Source organism: Bacillus sp. MT94 (assembly GCF_058792475.1).
Map to the genome: position 1 here is coordinate 185,240 of NZ_JBXAEZ010000009.1, position 20,291 is coordinate 205,530.

Consider the following 20,291-nt stretch of genomic DNA (forward strand, 5'->3'; position numbering starts at 1 on the left):
AAGAAGCTGGAAGGAACAGCTTCTTTATTTTCATTATAAGGATAACGTTTTTACAACCTCACCAATGATCCCTTCCATTTGATGAACACCTAAATCGGAATTAGTCATAATAACAGCACCATTCCCGCAGTATGGATAACAAACCATCATACATTGAAATCCAACGCCCCATCCGAGTGAATAAATCTGTAATTCTTCATTAGAATCATCTAGAAAAACACCTAATCCAGTCCATTTTGAGCAACCTTGAGGAGAAATCATGTCTATTACTAATTTTTGAGAAAGTTTTAGTTTGCCCTTTCCTTGTAAGGAATGAATGATTTCAATAACTAAAGCTGATAAGTCAGTTGGTGTTGTCCAAATACCTGAAGCAGCTGCGAATGGATAAAATGGATACTTCTCATTTGTTACAGTTCTATCTTTATTATGTCCGCAAGCAAAAACATCGGTTTTATCTATGTCTTTTGGAGAAAAAAGTGTACTATTTTTCATTTGTAATGGCTGGAAGATGTGTTCTTCTAATAACTGACTAAATAATCTTCCTGTAATATCTTCTAGTAGTAGTTCGATTATACAAAAGTTTGCGTCTGAGTAGTGAAATTCACTTTCTGGTTTATAAGTTACCTCTATAGGTACGGGGCAATATAGTGTTTTACCGGAAAGGAGCTCAGACATATTAGGTAAGCCTTTTGCAGGTGTATAATGTTCAAAACTATTAGGTGGATCAATGAGTCCAGATTGATGGCTTAATAAGTTTCTCAAAGTGATGCTTTTTTGTGAAGTAAATAGATTAGTAGGAATGTTCCAAGATGTGAGTTTATCATTTACGTCTTCGTCTAAATGCAAGATTTCTTGATCTGATAACATTAGTACGAGCATTGTAGTGATGAATTTGCTGATAGAACAAGAATTAAAGAGAGAATTTGTAGTAACAGCTCTAGTTGTTCCAGCTTCAAGTGTTCCAAAGGCAGTCGCTTCATCTAGTTTGCCATTACATATAACAGCGAGGCTTAAACCTGCAACGGAATATTGGTTCATTTTCTCGTATATATTGCTACTTTTTAAGTTCATGGTGACTCCTTTCTTTAAAGACAGAATAGTATTTTTATTATACAGTAGTAAAAAAAAGAAAACACTTCGTCATTCACCAATGAAGTGTTTTCTTTTTTAGTTAGTTTGAAGTGAACTTTTGAAAAAATTTGTCTCGGTACATGTACATAACCCATGAGATTGTTATTAAAGAAATGATGATTTGTTTGTTTTTAATTGGTGCATTGAAAACAAGCCAACCAACTATATCAAATAACGAATGTAGCACGATTGAAAGAACTACAAATTGAAGTAACGTATTTAAAAATCTTTTCATAAAGTGTCCCCTAAAATAATAGGTTTTATTAACAGTTTGATATAGTGATATTATACATTAAATGTTTATTGTGGTAAAATTTACATAAGTTAGTGGAATAAAGCAAATGAAAGTTAGTAAGGGGGAACATTCATGGAATTCTGGATGGTTATACTGATAGTAGCTGTTGGTTTCATTTATATCGCTGAAAAATTAACTACAATTGAAAAGAAAAATGATGCGCGTTTAAAGAGAATTGAAGATAGATTACAATTAATTACGAAAGAAATGGGAATTATAGAAAGAGAACCTGAAATTAATAAAGAACTACGCCAGCTTGTAGAAGAAGGCAAAAAAATTACAGCAGTTAAGAGAGTAAGAGAAGCTTTTGGTTTTTCCTTACTAGAAGCGAAGCAATATGTTGATAAATTATAAAAAAGATCATCCATTTGGGTGATCTTTTTTACTGCACCATGCGTGTATTTACATAAGCCGCGATTATAAAGTGTCCAATTAGAGTGATAGGAATAACGATTGTGACATTAGGCGTAGTGAAGACACTACCGATTGTCGCAATGACACCAGCAATTAAATTATAAAGACCTACTATTTTTGATAGTTTCACTTTATCAGGCACGCGGCGTTCGTTGAATCCTGATAAGAGCCAAGTGTACTGCTTTACTCCGATGAAATAAGCTAGTGCAAATGAAATGATTGCTACTATAAATAATGTTGGTGAAGCGAAGAGAGTCATTGCAAACACCTCCGTTAATGGGCTATAAATAAATTATAGTCCGAATGTTATAATTTAACAAAATATAATTTTGGTTTTAAGTGTAATAGAAAAATAGAAAAGAAAAGTATATTGATTTAAATGTATTTTATGGGAATGAGGAAGAGTTTGAGAATTATGGAATGAAAGATTAAGTTTTAAAGTGTACAAAATTTTGTACGCTTTTTTTGTTAATTACATAAAAGTATGCAAATGAAGATGGAACAAACATTTGAGATGAATTGTCTAATATAGGTAATAACTATTTGGCTTGAAAGAAAGGGTTGATGACATGAAAAAGAATACGTTGTTAAAAGTAGGATTATGTGTAGGTTTACTAGGAACAATTCAATTTGTTAGCACAATTTCTTCTGTACAAGCATCACAAAAGGTAGAGAAAACAGTAATAAAAAATGAGACGGGAACCATTTCAATATCTCAGTTAAACAAGAATGTATGGGTTCATACGGAGTTAGGTTCTTTTAATGGAGAAGCAGTTCCTTCGAACGGTCTAGTTCTTAATACTTCTAAAGGGTTAGTACTTGTGGATTCTTCTTGGGATGACAAATTAACGAAGGAACTAATAGAAATGGTAGAAAAGAAATTTCAGAAGCGCGTAACGGATGTCATTATTACACATGCGCACGCTGATCGAATTGGCGGAATAAAAACGTTGAAAGAAAGAGGCATTAAAGCGCATAGTACAGCATTAACCGCAGAACTAGCAAAGAACAGTGGATATGAAGAGCCGCTTGGAGATTTACAAACAATTACGAGTTTGAAGTTTGGCAATACAAAAGTAGAAACGTTCTATCCAGGGAAAGGACATACAGAAGATAATATTGTTGTTTGGTTGCCACAATATCAAATTTTAGCTGGAGGCTGTTTAGTAAAATCTGCGGAAGCTAAAGATTTAGGAAATGTTGCGGATGCGTATGTAAATGAATGGTCTACATCGATTGAGAATGTGCTGAAGCGATATGGAAATATAAATTCGGTAGTACCTGGTCATGGAGAAGTAGGAGACAAGGGATTACTTTTACATACATTAGATTTATTAAAATAAGAAATTGTAGAAATACAAAAGAGAGGAGAAATAATTTTCTCCTCTCTTTCTTCTAACTATATTTAAATGCTGAATCTGTCGATTACGTCAGCATATATTACTGAGATTTTAATTCCAAGTATACAAATACTAGTACTGTCATAATTGCAATAACAACGTAAGTAGCATCAAGCATTATAAGTGTTTTTAAAGTTTCAGTCATCGTAATTCACCCCTGTTATAAAAATATAACATGATCTTTTTATTGATTAGATTAGAGATCATAAAGATAAAATGTATATGAAATTTCTTAAGTAGCTTCTATATAAATATATCATATAAATAATGTAAGTAATGTTAAGATAGTGTAAATGTATTGTAAATAAAGAGGTTTACAATGAAGGCTTTAATAAAAAAATGATAGTTCCTTAAAATAAAAAATACGCTATTTTCATATGAGATGAATTGCAATTATTTGTATAAGGGATTCAAAAAATTTTTTTCGTTGTATATATTTCTCCAAATTAATTATTTAGCTATTTAAAAGTATCGAAAGATGTGTGCACACTAATGTATATTTTTTGGATGTCAATAAAAGTATTATGTCAACAATATGAACTGTCACAAATCTTTATATATTATTGTGATTGATATCACATCACTTTTTTTCAATGGGTATTATGCTTAAGATGTAATGAATGATTGGGAGAGGGTGGGATGATATGTTTTGTTATCAATGTGAACAAACGCCAACAGGCGGATGTAAAGTAATGGGTGTTTGTGGCAAGAATGAAACGATTGCGAGTTTACAAGATACGATTGTGTTTGGGCTAAAAGGAATTGCAGCTTATCGCACACATGCTGCTCAGCTAGGGTATACGGATGCATTTGTAGATGCTACAACACAAGAAGCTTTATATATGACATTAACAAATTCTAACTTTAACGAACAAGAGCATATTGATATGGCTATGAAAGTCGGGAAATCAGCTTTACGGGTGATGGAGTTATTGGATGAGGCACATACGAATCATTTTGGTGTGCCAGAGCCTGTACAAATTACACAAAATCGTGTAGAAGGTAAAGCAATTGTAGTTACGGGCCATAATTTATTTGCACTAGAAGAACTATTAAAGCAAACAGAAGGAAAAGACATTAATATTTATACACATTCTGAAATGCTACCAGCACACGGATATCCGCAGCTGAAAAAATATAAACATTTAAAAGGAAACATCGGCAAGGCATGGTATGATCAAAGACGCCTTTTTGAAAAATTTACTGGTGCCATATTAGCGACAACGAACTGTGTTATGCCAATTAAAGGATCATACTCTGATCGATTCTTTTCATATGATATTGCAGGTTTAGAAGGTGTACAAAAAATTGAAAATGATGATTTTATACCATTGATTCAAAAAGCACTAGAACTTCCAGAAGTACATATGGAGTCGGATGAACAGTTAGTGACAGGGTTTCATCATAATACAGTATTATCATTAGCTCCAGAAATTATTGATGCAGTAAAAGAGGGGAAAATAAAGCGTTTCTTTGTTATCGCCGGTTGTGATGCACCGGGAAAAGGCGGAGAATATTATCGTGAATTAGCAACGTCACTTCCGCCAGAAACGGTTATTTTAACAACTTCTTGCGGGAAATTCCGCTTTAATGATGTGGATTACGGTGTTGTACCTGGTACAGAAATTCCGCGTTACATTGATTTAGGACAGTGCAATAATTCAATTTCTACAGTGAAAATAGCGGCTGCTTTAGCTGATGCTTTTCAATGTGAAGTGAATGAATTGCCAGTAAGTATTGTACTATCATGGTTTGAACAAAAAGCAGTTGCCATTTTACTAGGGCTATTTAGTCTTGGGATTCAAGATATTCGCATCGGTCCAAAGGCTCCTGAATTTATTTCACCTGGCGTGCTTGATGTATTACAAGAAACATTTGGTTTAAAACTAATTACAAATGCAGCAGAAGATATGACTATGATGTTATCGTAATAAAAAATGATCTGTCTTATTAATAAGAAGAGCTAGCCATATTCATTAACTTTGGTATAGTATAGCGCCCCAAAATAAAAATGTAGAATTTTTGTTTTGGGGTAGTTTCTTTTCTTAGTGGGATAGGTATGGGGCAAAATAAAAAAAGAAAATAGGCTGGTATTGAATAGGTAATAGTTGATTTTAGAAAAAATATAAAAATCGAGTTGACATTCATCGCTACTTAGTCATACAATGTACTTGTAATAAGCAATACTGAGTAGTGTTGTTTCTCAAAATATTTTCAGTAGACAATAGGTAATAGCGGATTTTAGAAAAAATTTGAAAATCAGTTGACATCCATAACTACTTAGTCATACAATGTAGATGTAATAAGTGATACTGAATAGTTCGGATTCACAAAACTGTTCAGTAAAAAATTCGCCTTAGTACTCTGTGATACTGAATATAAGTCAGACAGAATAGGGGGTAAAGGAGGATCAGGACATGGAAAATTTAACTGAAATGCTGAAAGGTTCACTGGAAGGGTGTGTACTGGAAATCATTAGTCGCCGTGAAACGTATGGCTATGAGATTACCCGCCACCTGAATGATCTTGGGTTTACCGAAGTTGTGGAAGGTACGGTGTATACCATCCTCGTACGATTAGAGAAGAAAAAGCTTGTGAATATTGAAAAGAAACCATCAGATATGGGACCGCCTCGTAAGTTTTATTCATTAAATGAAGAAGGCCGCCAGGAGCTTGAATTGTTTTGGAAAAAATGGGATTTTGTATCGTCAAAAATTAACGTCTTGAAGTCAAAATAGGTTCATAAGATAAAATGTTCCGGCCGATATTTTGAGAATTTCTTGTTCGGTTTTATAAAAAAGGAGGAAAATAAGATGTTAGAAATGTTCAAAAAGTTAATTGGTGATAAAAAAGAGTACAAAATGATGATGGCACGAGTTGAGGCTCTGCCAGAGGACTACCAATTTGTATTTAAGAAAATTCAAAACTACATGTGGAATTTTTCAGCGGGTAACGGGATGGATATGTTACACATACAGTATGAATTAATCGATTTGTTCGAAGCGGGTGCAGCGGAAGGAAGACAAGTGCTTGACATTACTGGGGATGACGTGGCTTCCTTTGCTGACGAACTAGTGGCAAATGCTAAAACTTACGTCTCCAAGTATCGTGAAGATTTGAATGAAAGTATTATGAAGAAATTGAGAAAAAAATAAATGGAATAAGTAGTACCGACTGATTAGCTGGTTACACATATGAATTGCCATCATAGCTATTCAGTTATATTTTTAACTGGGTACTAAGTAATACAGAATATCAGTGATACTAAATAGATAGAGGTAAATAAATAGTCTTCGCAAAACATTTTTATAGGGAGGAAAAAAGTATGAGTCATGCAGCGATTTCTGTAAAAGGCTTGAAAAAATTCTTTAAAGACAAGGAAGTTTTAAAAGGGGTAGATTTTGAGGTGCAGCGTGGAGAAATTTTCGCGCTGCTAGGCTCAAATGGAGCTGGAAAGACGACAACGGTTAACATCCTTTCGACGCTAATGAAGCAAGATAGCGGTGAAGTAAGTATTTGCGGATTTGATGTACAGCGTCAACCAGACCATGTTCGTCAAAGTATCAGTTTGACAGGGCAGTTCGCAGCTTTAGACGGTATGCTGACAGGGAGGGAAAACTTGATAATGATCGCCAAATTACGTGGTGTTTCCAATCCCGCTCAAGTTGCTGACAATCTACTTGCAAGATTTAGCCTGACTGATGCGGCAAACCAAAGGGCAGATCAGTATTCAGGCGGGATGAAGCGCCGGCTTGATATCGCGATGAGTTTGATTGGGGCGCCAGCAGTTATTTTTCTTGACGAACCAACCACTGGACTTGATCCTGAAGCGCGAATCGAAGTGTGGGATACAGTCAAGGAACTTGCTGGTAGCGGTACAACTATTTTGCTTACGACTCAGTACTTGGAGGAAGCAGAACAACTGGCAGACCGTATCGCTATTTTGCATGGCGGAAAAATTATTACGACAGGTACTCTTGCTGAACTAAAAGAGATGTTCCCGCCAGCAAAAGTGGAGTATATCGAGAAGCAACCGACATTGGAAGAAATATTCCTTGCGATCATTGGCAAAAAGGAGGAGATGTAAATGAAAAGTAAAACAGGTGTATTACTAGGTCGTTTAATGCGTAACATTATGCGCAGTCCGGATACAATTATTACAGTAGCGATTACACCGATTATGATGATGCTATTATTTGTCTACGTGTTTGGCGGCGCAATAAAAACTGGAACGGAAAACTACGTTAATTATTTATTGCCGGGAATTTTGCTAATGGCTATCGCATCCGGTGTAGCTTACACTTCCGTGCGACTCTTTACGGATGTAAAGAGTGGGCTGATGGCACGTTTCATTACGATGCCTATTAAGCGCTCATCGATATTGTGGGCTCACGTTCTAACCTCTCTGGTTGCTAATGTACTTACTATCGTGGTGGTTATTCTTGTTGCACTCTTAATGGGTTTCCGTTCCAGTGCTAATATTCTAGATTGGCTCGCGGTAGCTGGAATACTTGGGATGTTTACGCTGGCGCTAACATGGCTAGCTATCATTCCAGGATTGAAAGCGAGGTCTATGGAAGGGGCGACTGCTTACTCGTACCCGCTAGTTTTTCTTCCATTTATTAGTTCGGCCTTTGTGCCTACCGAAACGATGCCAAAAATTGTTCGTGTGTTTGCAGAGAATCAGCCTGTAACTTCAATCGTGAATGCGATTCGTGCTCTTTTATATGAAGGAACTGTTGGAAACGATATTTGGATTGCGCTCGCTTGGTGCGTAGGTATAATGGTCATCTCTTACTTTTTCGCCAGTAAAGCATTTAAACGTCAGTTAGGGTAAGAAACGTGATAAACGAAACCTTCAGGAATAATATATATTTAGAAAAGCACGGGAGATTTTCCGTGCTTTTATTATTTATCATGCTCTCATTGTAGTAAATGAAATGGTATTTAAAAATAGGATAATTATCCAGTGATAAAGCTTAATATTTGAGGCTCACTGCTTATGGAATGTATAAGCACACTCGTTTTTGTAAATCTGCTAATACTTCATCGGGTATTTCTTTGATTTTAATATCCTTCCCTAGAAAAAGCAGCCAATTTATTATTTCCGTCACTTCATCGGGATTGTTAACATTGATAAAAGTTTTTAAAATGGCTGTGGATTGGTAAGGATTAGTATAAGATATTGAAATTTTTAAAGGATGGTATTTTTTGAACTGGGCAATTGCTGTCGGACCAAGTTCAAATACAAGGTTAATTGCTTCGTCCTTCTTACTTAGTTTTTCTAAAATCTTTTTCTTATTTAGCCTTTTGTTCGTCGTGTATGGTTCGATATTAATGAGATCATCGACAGGAAACATCATCTTCTTTTCTTTTTTTAAGTCAAACCCTTCAATGATCCAATGGCTTTTTTCTTGATAAAGGTGCAATAGATAAATTGGATAAGACTTGATTTCTTCATCTTCTTTCATAGTAATCAATAAATGGTTATCCAAAAGAAGGATTTGAATGAGTTTTTCTAACATAGGATGGGGGAGATCAGAAAGCTCAAGTAGATCGGGATTATGAGGGTTAGTCCCTTGGAAAAGCAAGAGTTGATTTAAAAGAACGAGGTCATCTTGCTGGGTTTCTGAGATGAGTCCTAGTAGTTTTTCGGCTAAAGATTGACGACTCTTTAGGTAGGGAAGTTGTTGATTCCTCGTAGCCATAAAGGCAATAAAAAGAGCTTTTACTTCATTATCAGTAAAGCGAACAACGGGCAGGATAGAATTATGCATAACAAAATATCCACCCGTTCTCCCAACTTCAGCGACCAGTGGCATTCCCATAGCTTCAATTTCTCTAATGTCTCTAATAGCTGTCGACCGTGATATGTTAAATTCTTGTATAATTTCAGAAATTGTAAAGTGAGAGCGGTTGTTGATATACCGCATAATTGTATTAATCCGTTCAACTTTTTTCATTTTGGTCTCCTAAACAGTATCATTTTTTGACATGGTTTAAAGGTATTATAAACGTATCAGATGAAAAGATAAATCGTTTGATTAATAAAAAAAGAGGCAGGTTTTGAATATGAAAAATTATACTATAGAAGAAAAAGATAGCTTTATTGTGTTAGGTATTGGAACTGAAATTAAGAGTGAATACACAAACTTTGCTGGAATAAATAAAGAAAAGGAAGACTTTTGGTCGGCTGTTAAAGAAGATGGAAGGCTGGACACTTTAAAAGCTTTAGCTACAAATGAATACATTTTTTCCGTGAGCGAAGCGGTGAATAACAAAATGATGTATTATGCGGGTGTCATGACAGAAGCACAAATAGAAGAAGAATCTAGAGTGATTCAGTTTCCGAGGGGAGAATACTTAGTAGTGAAAGGGGAAGACAAAACGGCTAAAGAGCTAAGTAATAAGCTTACTGGCATCGCCTTCGGTCAAGCTTTACCAGAAGCAAAGGATTTTGCCTATGTTGGTGGACCGAATACAACGGTTGAGATGGGACAGAGAAATGGCCTAGTATTTGGTGAAATGTGGATTCCGGTTGTTAGGAAGTAAAGTGATAAAAGGTGCGAATATGGAAAGTAGAGGCTAACGATCTTGTATTGTTGGCCTTTTTGAAATGAATATAATATTCATATACTGCTACACAGTATGTTCTGATAAAATGGAATAAAAGGGAATTGTTGTAAGGTGGTGGCAGATTGAATAAAAAAAGATTATTTGAGCTATTCATAGTAACGTTTGTTTTTCTATTCCTTCATGTAAGTACATTTACTAATGAAAAATTTAACGATAAATTGGGATCTTTTACTTTCATTGTGCTACTTCTTATGCTTTCTATTTACACTGCATTTATAGAAAAGTATTTTGATGATATACAAAAGTGGATTCGAAATATTACATGTTGCTTTGCTTTATTCGTAGTGGTTTTAGTAGCTCTATGGATAGGTTATTTTTAGTCCTTACTTAAGAGAATGAGAAATATGTGATTACACTACATTCGATCCGATACTATTACTTAGCTGCATCGGTTTATATTAATTTTTTCTCTCCTCAATCATGATAAAATGTACAATAGGAAATTTTATGTAACATAAAGAAGGAAGGTTTATGGTGAGCCTGAGTACTTTGCTAGCTTTTGCGCTTGTTTCACTTAGTATGGTTTGTTCACCTGAGCCTATTTTGATTTATCTTATTTCTCATTCCATTACGTAGGGGCGTATGGCAGGATTTATTTTTTTATTGAGCATCATGCTTGAATTTGTAATTCATATAAATGAAGCAACTTTAGTATTCACTCAAAAATCCATTGTCTATGAAACAACTAGATTTGTAAACGGCTTTAATAGAAAGATGTCTATTGTATTTTTTGCGGCAAGATTAAATAGCTTTTTTGTTACTTTACAATAAAGTATACTTAATATCAGTAATTCATGTAATTAGGGGTGGTTTCTATATTTAGAGAAAATACAAAAAGGATACTTCTGTCATTAGTAACAAATCCAATACTAATAATTGTATACGGGATTTTTTGTTATGAGTTGGCCTTATACTGTAAGTACGGAAGAATGAATTATAATATTTACATTTTGTTATTATGTATAGTACTTTTTATATCCATAACTACATTTACTACAATGCGGGTGATAAAAAATAGAGAATATGAATCTAAAAAATTAACAAATTCAATAGCATGGAGATCCATTTCTATTATCATTATTGTTGCAATTACATCATTTTATGGGATGCAGATTTATAAAAGTGCAATAAATTACAATGGTAAATTGGCATGGTTTATAGAAAAGTTAAAACATGAAAGGTCAGTTAAACTTAAACATAATAATATATATAAGTCTGGAGTAGAAGGTATTTTTGAAGATATAAATAAAAAATATCCTTTGCCAAAGAAATTGTATATGGCAACTGATTTTGATCTTACATTTCATTCAGATGGAACAATCACAGCGTTTGATACATTTGTTTATGGGAAAAATGATGATGGGAAAGAAGAAACTTATTTAATCTCTTATAATAAGAAGAAGTCAGAAGATATTACTATAATACGAGACGGATACGCAAAGCCTGATTATAATGATGATAAATTAGTAGAACCTTTAATTGAAACGGTTAAGGCGATTCCAGTTAAGCAAACGGTTAGAAAATGGAATGAAAGTAAGTATGGGTTGATTTATTATGGAAAAAGAAATTGGGGATCCAATACAGAGGGAATTATTAATATTACTGAGGATGGTAAGGGGCAGAGTCTTAAAAAAGCAGCTTCTGATATCATTGGATATACTGTATCTATATTTGTCCCTGGAAAAGAGCAAGAGCTAGTCCCTGCTAGATATAATTTAATAAGTGACGCAAGTTGGAGTAAATCAAAGACGCCTCCAAAAGAAGATATGCTTAAAGAGAAGAAACAACAAGATTTAAAGAATGAAAAAGAACAGTTTTTCCTATCGAAAGAAGTTGGTTATAAACTAAATATGACAGATAAAGCATTAGGGAGCGCCTTTTATTCATTAAGCAAGACTAGTGATGAAGGGAAAACATGGGAGGTTATCAATCCAGATCCATTTAATGGGGGGATTGGTAGTGTATCAGGAATCACTTTTATAAATGATAAACTTGGGTTTTTAGGAGCAATTAGGCCTTCTGGTAATGAAGGAGAGTTATATCGCACAGATGATGGGGGAGTATCTTTCAAAAAGGTAGAATATCCGCCGCATGAAGTGAAATTAGATCATACACAGTCCACAATAAGTCCTTTTGATTCACCTAGTATGCCATATGAGAAAGATGGGGTTTTTAATATGTTAGTGGGACAAGGGGCAGATGGAGACTACAATGGCGATAGTAGTGCACTTTATCAATCAAAAGATAACGGAGAGACATGGGAATTTGTAGAAGAAGTGAAAAAGAAATAATCAGAATTTTTTTGGGGAAATAAGGTAACTACTCAGCTATACATTTTATTTAGAAGTTTGGTAAGGGGTATAATTCCAGCCATGAAGATAAAAATGGACCTATACCTCGCTGCCTTTCTTTGTTTTATTTCTTATGCTTACTATCAACGCTATATATAGAAAGGTATTTTGGTGATATACAAAAGTGGATTCGAAATATCACATGTTGTTTAGCTTTATTTGTAGTGGTTTTAGTAGCTCTATGGATAGGGTACTCTTAGATCCTTACTTAAGAGAATGAGAAGTATGTGATTACAATACATTCGATCCGATAATATTACTTAGCTGCATCGGTTTATATTAATCTTTTCTCTCCTCAATCATGATAAAATGTACAATAGGAAATTTTATGTAACATAAAGGGGGAAGGTTTATGGTCAGCTTGAGTACATTGGTAGCTTTTGCAATTGTTTCGCTTAGCATGGTTTGTTCACCTGGGCCTAATATGATTTACCTCATTTCCCGTTCCATTACGCAAGGACGTATGGCGGGATTTATTTCTTTATTGGGCATCATGCTCGGATTTGTAATCTATATAATCGCAACTATGTTTGGACTTACAGTTCTATTCGTTGCTGTTCCCGCTGTATATGAAGCGGTAAAGTGGGCAGGTGCTGCTTACTTGCTCTGGCTCGCCTGGAATTCGATTAAACCGGGTGCTACATCTATTATGGAACCTCGTATGATTTCTAATGAGCCACCAAGGAAATTATTTCTGATGGGACTCATGACGAATCTTCTGAATCCAAAGATTGCTATTTTGTATGTATCACTTCTACCTCAATTTGAAGATCCAGAGAAGGGGTCGTTGCTTTTTCAAGGTGCAGTTTTGGGGCTTACGCAAATCACTGTTAGCTTTATAGTTAACCTTGTAATTGTATGTACAGCAAGTAAAATTGCAAAATGGTTTGGCACACGCCCGACGTGGCTACGAGTACAGCGTTGGCTTATGGCAAGTGTTTTAACGGGGCTTGCTGTACGTCTTGCTTTTGAACGTCGACAGTAAGAGCCTCTTTACCGTCAGTTTCTATAATATAACCTAATAAATATTAATATAATTTATGTATAGTAGATATTTACCTTATAAAATAAGGGGGGAATATTATGACTGAGACAAACGAATCTTCAGGAGTTAATTTGAAAAAAGATGTGAAGTTTTCTATTATAATTCCTGCGCATAATGAAGAAAAGTACATTAGAAAATGTTTAGATTCAATTGCAAAGGCATCAGAGGCATATAAAGAGCAAACGGAAGTTATAGTTGTTTTAAATCGTTGTACAGATAAAACAGAGGAAATAGCAAAATCTTATAATTGTGTTACATTGAAAAATAACGATAAAAACTTATCTAAAATTCGAAATGCAGGGGCTAAAATAGCTAGTGGAGAAATAATCGTTACTATAGACGCTGATACCATAATGACAGAGTCTATGTTGTTTAATGTAGATAAATATTTAGCTTCAGGTACATACATTGGTGGTGGGGTGAATGGTAAGTTTGAAAGAATATCTTTAGGAATATTTCTCTCCGCAATGTTAATCATAATCCCCTTACTTTTTAAGTACGGAGCTATATCTGTAGGGATTTTTTGGTGCTATAGAAAAGACTTTATGGCAATCAACGGATTTAATGAAAACATGCTTATGGCAGAAGATGCAGATTTCGCTAAACGTTTAAAAGAGTGGGGAAAGAAAAATAATAAGAAATTCGGTACTATTAAAAATGGAATGATAACTTCATGCAGAAGATTTGATACATATGGAGACTGGACTTTACTTAAAAATCCAAAAGTAATTTTAGCTTATCTAAAAGGAAATGATAGAAAATACGCAGATAAGACATATTATGATAACCAAGAAAGATGAAAATGGAGAAAATCGGCAGAGGATAGCTAGTACTTTTTTAGATATAATGAGAATCCAACTTAATTTAATAGATATTATAAGAAAACCATCAATTTGATTATCTTTTTTCAAATTGATGGTTTTTATTTTTGAAATAAATATGTATTTTTTTATGAAAATATTTTTTGACCCCCATAAAACTATGTATTCCTCCGAATATGTATAGTGAAGAAAATAAATAGAAGAAAAATGACTATGAAAGAATATAGAAGCATTAATAAAATTACTAGATTAAGTGGGCATCCAAAATGGAAGGATGAAATTACCAATTATATAAAGAAGAGTTATTCAAGGATTGCAGATAAAATAGAAAAAGAATAAGCAAAACGAACGATAGAAAATAAGAAAGTAGATAAAAATACAAACTTAACTGTAGTGCCGAGAGAAAAGGAAAAATCATTAAGAAAACGTTAGACTCTAAAAATATAACTAACAGCAAGAAAACAAGACCGAAGAAAAGTACCAAGAAAATCTGGTTAAATGGTCACTTGTGTAGTGGCCATTTTGCTATTTGAAGGAGGCTGGGAGATTACAAGTGTTGAGTTTAGTAATGAAGATCTTAAGAAAACCGAAAATAGAAGATATCGTATGTAACATACAAAACAACGAAGAAGATAAAGAAGCGTTTATCGTACAGTATCAGCCTTTTATTAGAAAATCAATCTCATCTGTCTGCCGCCGATATATTACAGAACAGGATGATGAATATAGCATTGGATTGTTTGCATTTAACGAAGCAATTGAACAGTATTCATATACAAAAGGAAAATCCTTTTTAGCGTTTGCTGATCTTCTTATAAAAAGAGATGTAATTGACTATATACGTAAGGAGTCTAAACATAACTTTGTCTTTTTAAAAGAAGATGAGCAAGAGGAAATGTTAGAAATGCAAGTGTCGCTTACAGAGTATATGAAAGAGATGGAAAATAGTAACCGTAAGGAGGAAATTCTTCATTTTCAAAGTGTGCTAGCTGAGTTTAAAATCACATTCTCAGAGCTTGCTAAAGAATCTCCTAAGCATCGTGATACGCGTGAGCACTTAATAGAAATTGTAAAAGTTATTATAAAAGAAGAGGAAATGATGGAAGAGCTGTTCCGAAAGAAAAAGTTACCGCTTAAACATATTGAACCGCGTGTTAGGGTAAGTCGTAAAACGTTGGAACGACATAGAAAATACATTATTGCAATGTGTATTATTTTTGCAAACAACTATACATATATTCTGGATTACATAAGAGGGGAAAAGCATGATGAATAAAGGAATTGTGATGGATATAAAAAAGCATAGCGTAGTTGTTTTAACACCAAATGGAGAGTTTATTACGTGTAAAAGAAAAGGGGATTCTTGCATGATCGGGGAGGAAATCTCATTTGATGAGCAAGAACAAAAAGCATCGCATTTTTCGATCCCTTCCTTTTTAAAACCTGCATCAATACTTGTTGCTTGTTTTCTATTTGCAGTGCTGTTTTTCTACAACCAACCAGAAGAAAAAGTATTTGCTTACGTCTCAGTTGATATAAATCCAAGTTTAGAGGTGAGCGTAACGAAGGATTTTCGTGTTATAGATTTACAGGCTTGTAATGATGATGGAAGGCGTATTTTAAAAGAATTGAAGCAATGGGAAAATAAACAATTACAAGAAGTAATACGTACTATTATAAAGCAAAGTCAAGAGGATAAGTATTTAACGAATGATAAGCAAGTTATGCTAACAGCTGTTGCAAAGGACAAGGCGCTAGAACCACAGTTAGAAAAGGCAATGAAAGAATTGAAGAAAGAATATGAGTTAAAACATATTACAGTTGAATATCAAAGTAGCACGATGCAAGTACGAGAGAATGCTAGAAAAGCTGGAATTGGCACAGGTGTCTATATAAAGCAAGAGAATGAGAAAAACAAATCGCTTACTCCTCCTGCCACGCCGCCTAATCCGGTGGAAAATGAAGAAGAGGTGCAATCACAGCCGGAGTCATCTCCTGATGCATCAATGGATTTATCTCCTGTAGACGAAAAAAAATATGAAAAGCAAGAGCAGAAAGAACAAAAGAAAACAGAGGAACAGCCATCGAAGCAAATAAAAGAAAACAATGGAAGAGGATCTCAGCAAGAAAATAGAGGGAATCAACAGGAGAATAAAAGTAGAGAAGCTCAACAAGGAAATAATGGGAATCAGCAAGGGAACAACGGAAGAGGATCACAACAAGGGAATAATGGAAATGGGCAAGGAAGCAACGGAAGAGGATCACAACAAGGGAATAATGGAAATGGGCAAGGGAACAACGGAAGAGGATCACAACAAGGAAATAATGGAAATGGGCAAGGGAACAACGGAAGAGGATCACAACAAGGAAATAATGGAAATGGACAAGGGAACAACGGAAGAGAATCACAACAAGGAAATAATGGGAACGAGCAAGGAAACAACGGAAGAGGGTCTCAACAAGGGAATAATGGAAATGGGCAAGGGAACAATGGAAGAGGATCCCAGAAAGAAAATGGTGGAAACGAGCAAGGGAACAATGGTAGGGGGTCTCAACAAGAAAATAGAGGCCACCAGCAAGGGAATGAAAAGAAGAATCAATAGAATATGGAAGTGAGAGATTCATTTCAAAGCTAAAAGGATTTCTCTCGCTATTGTGGGAGTTGGGCTGATAATCCGTGGGGGATGAACAAAGCCCTCACTGATTAAAGTTGCACTTTATTATTCTATAGTTCTATTAAGAAGGAGTATGTGAAAAATATAATGGAGAAAAACATTCAACAAGAGAAAGATAAAGAAAAACCTGTTTTTTATGATCCGAAAGGAAGGAGAAACATAGCCTTTATTTGGTTTCTATGTATCTCAATAGTTAGTGTAGGTGTTGTATTTTATTTTTTCTTTCAAAGTATTTTTTCAACACCAGAAATTCCAAATATGAATACCGCTGTACAACAAGATACTAAACTTGTACCAATTAATCAAAAACTTAGTGATCAGCAGTTAAAGAAGGAAGAATTTAACCTAAATACCGAAACGAAGGATAATAAAAATTTGGTGAATCCGCCGAAGGATAGTAAACATCCTAAAGAAGTGTATGGTTTTTATGTAAACTGGGATGAAAATAGTACCGCTTCTCTAAAAGAAAATATCGATTCATTAACTACGTTAGTACCAGAGTGGTATCATTTAAAAGCAGATTTAACGATTAGAAGTGAGATAAAACCTGAGATAGTAAAGTTGGCAGAAAAGAATCAAGTGAAGATTATGCCTTTGCTTACTAACTATACTGAGGAAGCTTCTGGTCCTGATAGTGGGCTAATTCATAAGTTACTGAATTCCTCAAATGATGTAAAGACAAAGTTTATTAATGATTTAGTAAGCCAAGTTAAAAAGAATCATTTTTCAGGAATCAATATTGACTTTGAGGCCGTACCTGAAAGTGATAGAGAAAACTTAACAAATTTTATGAAAGAACTTACTACGAAATTTCATGAACATGATTTGCTCGTTACACAAGATGTTCCAGCTAATGATAAGGCTTTTGATTATAGTGCGTTAGCAAAAATAATAGATCGAATGATTGTAATGATGTACGATGAGCACTATGGAACCGGGGAACCAGGACCAATTGCTTCAAATAAATGGTTCCAACATACATTGAAAGAACTGAATATTACGTCTAATAAGCTTATAGTTGCTTTCGGTAACTATGGATATGATTGGCAAGTAAATAGTAAAGAAGCTGCGAAGTCTTTAACTTTCTCAGAAGTTATGGCAATGGCTCATGATTCAAATATGAAAATTCAATGGGATAAAATGAGTGGAAACCCTTATTTTAGGTATAAAACAGAAGGGAAAGAACATACTGCTTGGTTCTTAGACGGTGTAACTCTTTATAATCAAGTGAAAATCGCAATGGACAATAATGCAAAGGGATTTGCGTTATGGAGACTAGGAGCAGAAGACCCTACAATATGGAAAGTTTTAAAAAATCCGATTGAGGCACAAAAAAATCCTAATGTATTACATAAAATCAATAGTTTAGATGAAGTAAATTATTCTGGACAAGGTGAAATTTTACAGATTGAGAATGAAAGAAAAAATGGATTGAGAGATTTTAAAGTAGGCAAAGATGGTTACCTTACAGATGAAGTATATCAATCCTTACCATCTGCATATGAAGTGCAACGATATGGAAAACCAAATGGGAAACAAGTAGTATTAACATTTGATGATGGACCAGACCCGAAATATACGCCAGAAATTTTAGATATATTAAAAGAGAATCAAATAAAAGCTGCTTTTTTTGTACTTGGTGAAAACGCACAACTAAATACTAGTATTGTAAAAAGAATATACGATGAAGGGCATGAAATTGGCAATCATACTTTCAAGCATCCTAACATAGCTGATACGTCTTTACTACGAACGAAAGTAGAACTTAATACGACGCAACGTTTAATTCAGGAAGTAACTGGACATTCTACGGTTTTATTTAGACCGCCATATGAAGCGGATGCTAACCCGGATTCATCAAATGAAATATTGCCTATTTTACGTGCACAAAATATGAACTATACAATGGTAGCGGAAAAAGTTGATCCCGAAGACTGGGCAACACCATCAACAAATGAATTAGTAAAGCGTGCTCTTAATCCCATTTATAAGGGAGAGGGAAATATTATTCTTCTCCATGATGCGGGAGGGAATCGTACACATACAGTAGAGGCGCTCCCAATCATTATTAAAGACCTAAAAAAGCATGGATATAGTTTTGTAACAATTTCAGATTTAATGAATAAAGAACGAGATGAAATTATGCCTCCTGTTTCTTCTGAGGGGAAGCAATATTTACTTTACAATAAAGCTGTCTTTTCAGGAGCTGGATATTTTAAGCATATATTAACAACTATTTTTTATATTGCTATTGGATTAGGGATTTTTCGATTTTTATTCTTAATTTATTTTGCATGGAAGCAGAAAAGACAGACGTTATCTCGCTATATTAATTCGTCTTATCAACCTTTTGTTAGTGTTGTCATAGCGGCATATAATGAAGAAAAGGTGATAGCCAAGACGATTCACTCAATTTTGGATAGTAATTATAGAGAATTTGAAGTTATTGTTGTGGATGACGGATCGACAGATGGTACGTCAAAAGTAATGAAAGAAACATTTTATAAACACCCTAAAGTTCGTTTCATTCAGAAAGAAAACGGCGGGAAATCATCGGCAATGAACCTAGGGTTTCAACAATCGCGAGGAGAAATCATTGTCACTTTAGATGCGGATACTATTATTGCGCAAGACGCTATTTCTTTAATGGTTAGACACTTTGAAGATCAGAATGTAGCTGCAGTTTCAGGTAATGTCAAAGTGGGGAATAGACGGAATTTGTTAACTACTTGGCAACATGTTGAGTATATTACAGGGTTTAATTTAGAACGTAGAGCTTTTGATGAGTTAAATTGTATTACAGTAGTTCCAGGAGCTATTGGGGCGTGGCGCAAGAAGAATGTAGTTGAATCTGGATATTTAAGCGAAGATACATTAGCAGAAGATACCGATCTTACTATTACATTTTTACGTCAAGGGCATAGAATTGTATATGAAGAAAAAGCGCATGCTTTTACGGAATCACCTGAGGATGTGAAAAGTCTCATTAAACAGCGATATCGTTGGTCATATGGTACACTTCAATGTCTTTGGAAACATCGAAAGGCGTTGTGTAATTCAAAACATAAAACGTTAGGGTTTATTGCACTGCCTAACATGTGGTTATTCCAATATGTTCTGCAATTCATTGCTCCTTTTGCAGATATATTAATGATTATAGGACTATTTAGTAGTAATCCGCTAAAAGTTTTAGGATTTTATTTTGTATTCTTTTTAATGGATCTTCTCGCTTCTCTGTTCGCATTTAAATTAGAGGAAGAAAATCCGAAACCATTAGTATGGTTAATTTTACAACGTTTTATTTATCGTCAATTTATGACTTATGTTGTCATTAAATCTATATTCTCATCGCTTCGAGGAGTAGCGGTAGGGTGGAATAAACTAAAGAGACTGGGGAGTGTTAAACATTCCACGGAACATAAGGAGGCATCATAAAAGAGCGGACTTGAAGTGACCCCTAAAAGTTAGACACGGTTATTTCATTAGGCAGCTTGATAAAAGTGAGTCCGGTATTGTACTGGGC

At 34.5% G+C, this 20,291-nt stretch carries 20 protein-coding genes and 3 pseudogenes; 19 read left to right on the top strand and 4 right to left on the bottom strand.

The window, feature by feature from the left end; genetic code table 11:
- Positions 1-33 precede the first annotated feature (33 nt).
- The gene (locus AC1Q51_RS25380; protein WP_075718543.1) at positions 34-1,071 is read right to left on the bottom strand and encodes a serine hydrolase domain-containing protein; all 1,038 of its coding nucleotides are present in this window, start codon (positions 1,069-1,071) and stop codon (positions 34-36) included.
- 100 nt (positions 1,072-1,171) lie between these two features.
- Positions 1,172-1,366, bottom strand: coding sequence for a hypothetical protein (locus tag AC1Q51_RS25385; RefSeq protein WP_000819665.1), 195 nt, complete (start codon positions 1,364-1,366; stop codon positions 1,172-1,174).
- Positions 1,367-1,498: 132 nt separating this feature from the next.
- Here AC1Q51_RS25385 and AC1Q51_RS25390 point away from each other — a divergent pair, with 132 nt between their 5' ends.
- Entirely contained in the window at positions 1,499-1,780 is a 282-nt protein-coding gene (locus AC1Q51_RS25390) for a hypothetical protein (protein WP_000397724.1), read from the top strand.
- A gap of 28 nt (positions 1,781-1,808) precedes the next feature.
- On the opposite strand, the gene AC1Q51_RS25395 is transcribed toward AC1Q51_RS25390, so the two are convergent.
- Positions 1,809-2,099: a DUF3784 domain-containing protein gene (locus AC1Q51_RS25395; protein ID WP_000171773.1), complete on the bottom strand. Its 291-nt coding sequence runs from the start codon at positions 2,097-2,099 to the stop codon at positions 1,809-1,811.
- 92 nt (positions 2,100-2,191) lie between these two features.
- On the opposite strand from AC1Q51_RS25395, the pseudogene AC1Q51_RS25400 reads away from it, so the two are divergent.
- The 7 genes and pseudogenes from AC1Q51_RS25400 to AC1Q51_RS25430 form a co-directional block, all read left to right on the top strand.
- Positions 2,192-2,272, top strand: a pseudogene (locus AC1Q51_RS25400) (GH25 family lysozyme); the annotation flags it as partial.
- A 137-nt stretch (positions 2,273-2,409) separates the two neighbouring features.
- Positions 2,410-3,183, top strand: a complete 774-nt coding sequence (gene bla2, locus AC1Q51_RS25405) for a BcII family subclass B1 metallo-beta-lactamase (protein ID WP_098235114.1) — start codon at positions 2,410-2,412, stop codon at positions 3,181-3,183.
- A 701-nt stretch (positions 3,184-3,884) separates the two neighbouring features.
- The gene (gene hcp, locus AC1Q51_RS25410) at positions 3,885-5,171 is read left to right on the top strand and encodes a hydroxylamine reductase (RefSeq protein WP_097924232.1); all 1,287 of its coding nucleotides are present in this window, start codon (positions 3,885-3,887) and stop codon (positions 5,169-5,171) included.
- A 486-nt stretch (positions 5,172-5,657) separates the two neighbouring features.
- On the top strand, positions 5,658-5,978 hold the full coding sequence (locus AC1Q51_RS25415) for a PadR family transcriptional regulator (protein WP_000429488.1): 321 nt from the start codon (positions 5,658-5,660) through the stop codon (positions 5,976-5,978).
- A 75-nt stretch (positions 5,979-6,053) separates the two neighbouring features.
- Positions 6,054-6,395 carry a DUF1048 domain-containing protein gene (locus AC1Q51_RS25420; protein WP_000891986.1) on the top strand — a complete coding sequence of 114 codons (342 nt, stop codon included), beginning with the start codon at positions 6,054-6,056 and terminating at the stop codon, positions 6,393-6,395.
- A gap of 170 nt (positions 6,396-6,565) precedes the next feature.
- Positions 6,566-7,327 (top strand): ABC transporter ATP-binding protein, encoded by a 762-nt coding sequence (locus AC1Q51_RS25425; RefSeq protein ID WP_097924165.1) that lies wholly within the window; start codon positions 6,566-6,568, stop codon positions 7,325-7,327.
- Entirely contained in the window at positions 7,328-8,077 is a 750-nt protein-coding gene (locus AC1Q51_RS25430; RefSeq protein WP_000837818.1) for an ABC transporter permease, read from the top strand.
- A 163-nt stretch (positions 8,078-8,240) separates the two neighbouring features.
- Here the strand turns inward: AC1Q51_RS25430 and AC1Q51_RS25435 are convergent, their stop codons facing one another.
- Positions 8,241-9,203 (bottom strand): helix-turn-helix transcriptional regulator, encoded by a 963-nt coding sequence (locus AC1Q51_RS25435; RefSeq protein WP_065212056.1) that lies wholly within the window; start codon positions 9,201-9,203, stop codon positions 8,241-8,243.
- 109 nt (positions 9,204-9,312) lie between these two features.
- Between AC1Q51_RS25435 and AC1Q51_RS25440 the strand changes: the two genes are divergently transcribed.
- The 11 genes and pseudogenes from AC1Q51_RS25440 to AC1Q51_RS25490 all read left to right on the top strand — a co-directional run bounded on the left by AC1Q51_RS25440 (position 9,313) and on the right by AC1Q51_RS25490 (position 20,203).
- A complete protein-coding gene (locus AC1Q51_RS25440; RefSeq protein WP_000801052.1) occupies positions 9,313-9,792 on the top strand; it encodes a GyrI-like domain-containing protein in 480 nt (159 codons plus the stop codon).
- 146 nt (positions 9,793-9,938) lie between these two features.
- The gene (locus AC1Q51_RS25445; RefSeq protein ID WP_001036208.1) at positions 9,939-10,196 is read left to right on the top strand and encodes a DUF3963 domain-containing protein; all 258 of its coding nucleotides are present in this window, start codon (positions 9,939-9,941) and stop codon (positions 10,194-10,196) included.
- A 151-nt stretch (positions 10,197-10,347) separates the two neighbouring features.
- Positions 10,348-10,513: pseudogene (locus AC1Q51_RS25450) on the top strand (LysE family translocator); the annotation flags it as partial.
- A gap of 169 nt (positions 10,514-10,682) precedes the next feature.
- Positions 10,683-12,167, top strand: a complete 1,485-nt coding sequence (locus tag AC1Q51_RS25455) for a WD40/YVTN/BNR-like repeat-containing protein (RefSeq protein WP_074048016.1) — start codon at positions 10,683-10,685, stop codon at positions 12,165-12,167.
- A gap of 106 nt (positions 12,168-12,273) precedes the next feature.
- Positions 12,274-12,427: pseudogene (locus AC1Q51_RS25460) on the top strand (DUF3963 domain-containing protein); the annotation flags it as partial.
- 152 nt (positions 12,428-12,579) lie between these two features.
- Positions 12,580-13,212, top strand: coding sequence for a LysE family translocator (locus AC1Q51_RS25465; protein WP_023522590.1), 633 nt, complete (start codon positions 12,580-12,582; stop codon positions 13,210-13,212).
- Positions 13,213-13,310: 98 nt separating this feature from the next.
- Positions 13,311-14,072, top strand: a complete 762-nt coding sequence (locus tag AC1Q51_RS25470; RefSeq protein WP_000141007.1) for a glycosyltransferase family 2 protein — start codon at positions 13,311-13,313, stop codon at positions 14,070-14,072.
- 228 nt (positions 14,073-14,300) lie between these two features.
- Positions 14,301-14,432, top strand: a complete 132-nt coding sequence (locus AC1Q51_RS25475; protein ID WP_454483813.1) for a hypothetical protein — start codon at positions 14,301-14,303, stop codon at positions 14,430-14,432.
- Between the two features lie 214 nt (positions 14,433-14,646).
- Entirely contained in the window at positions 14,647-15,369 is a 723-nt protein-coding gene (sigI, locus tag AC1Q51_RS25480) for an RNA polymerase sigma factor SigI (protein WP_002094101.1), read from the top strand.
- Positions 15,359-16,696 (top strand): anti-sigma factor domain-containing protein, encoded by a 1,338-nt coding sequence (locus AC1Q51_RS25485; RefSeq protein WP_492331793.1) that lies wholly within the window; start codon positions 15,359-15,361, stop codon positions 16,694-16,696. The genes sigI and AC1Q51_RS25485 overlap by 11 nt, the downstream gene beginning before the upstream one ends.
- Positions 16,697-16,855: 159 nt before the next feature.
- On the top strand, positions 16,856-20,203 hold the full coding sequence (locus tag AC1Q51_RS25490; protein WP_492331794.1) for a trifunctional glycoside hydrolase family 18/polysaccharide deacetylase/glycosyltransferase family 2 protein: 3,348 nt from the start codon (positions 16,856-16,858) through the stop codon (positions 20,201-20,203).
- The last annotated feature ends 88 nt before the right edge of the window (positions 20,204-20,291 follow it).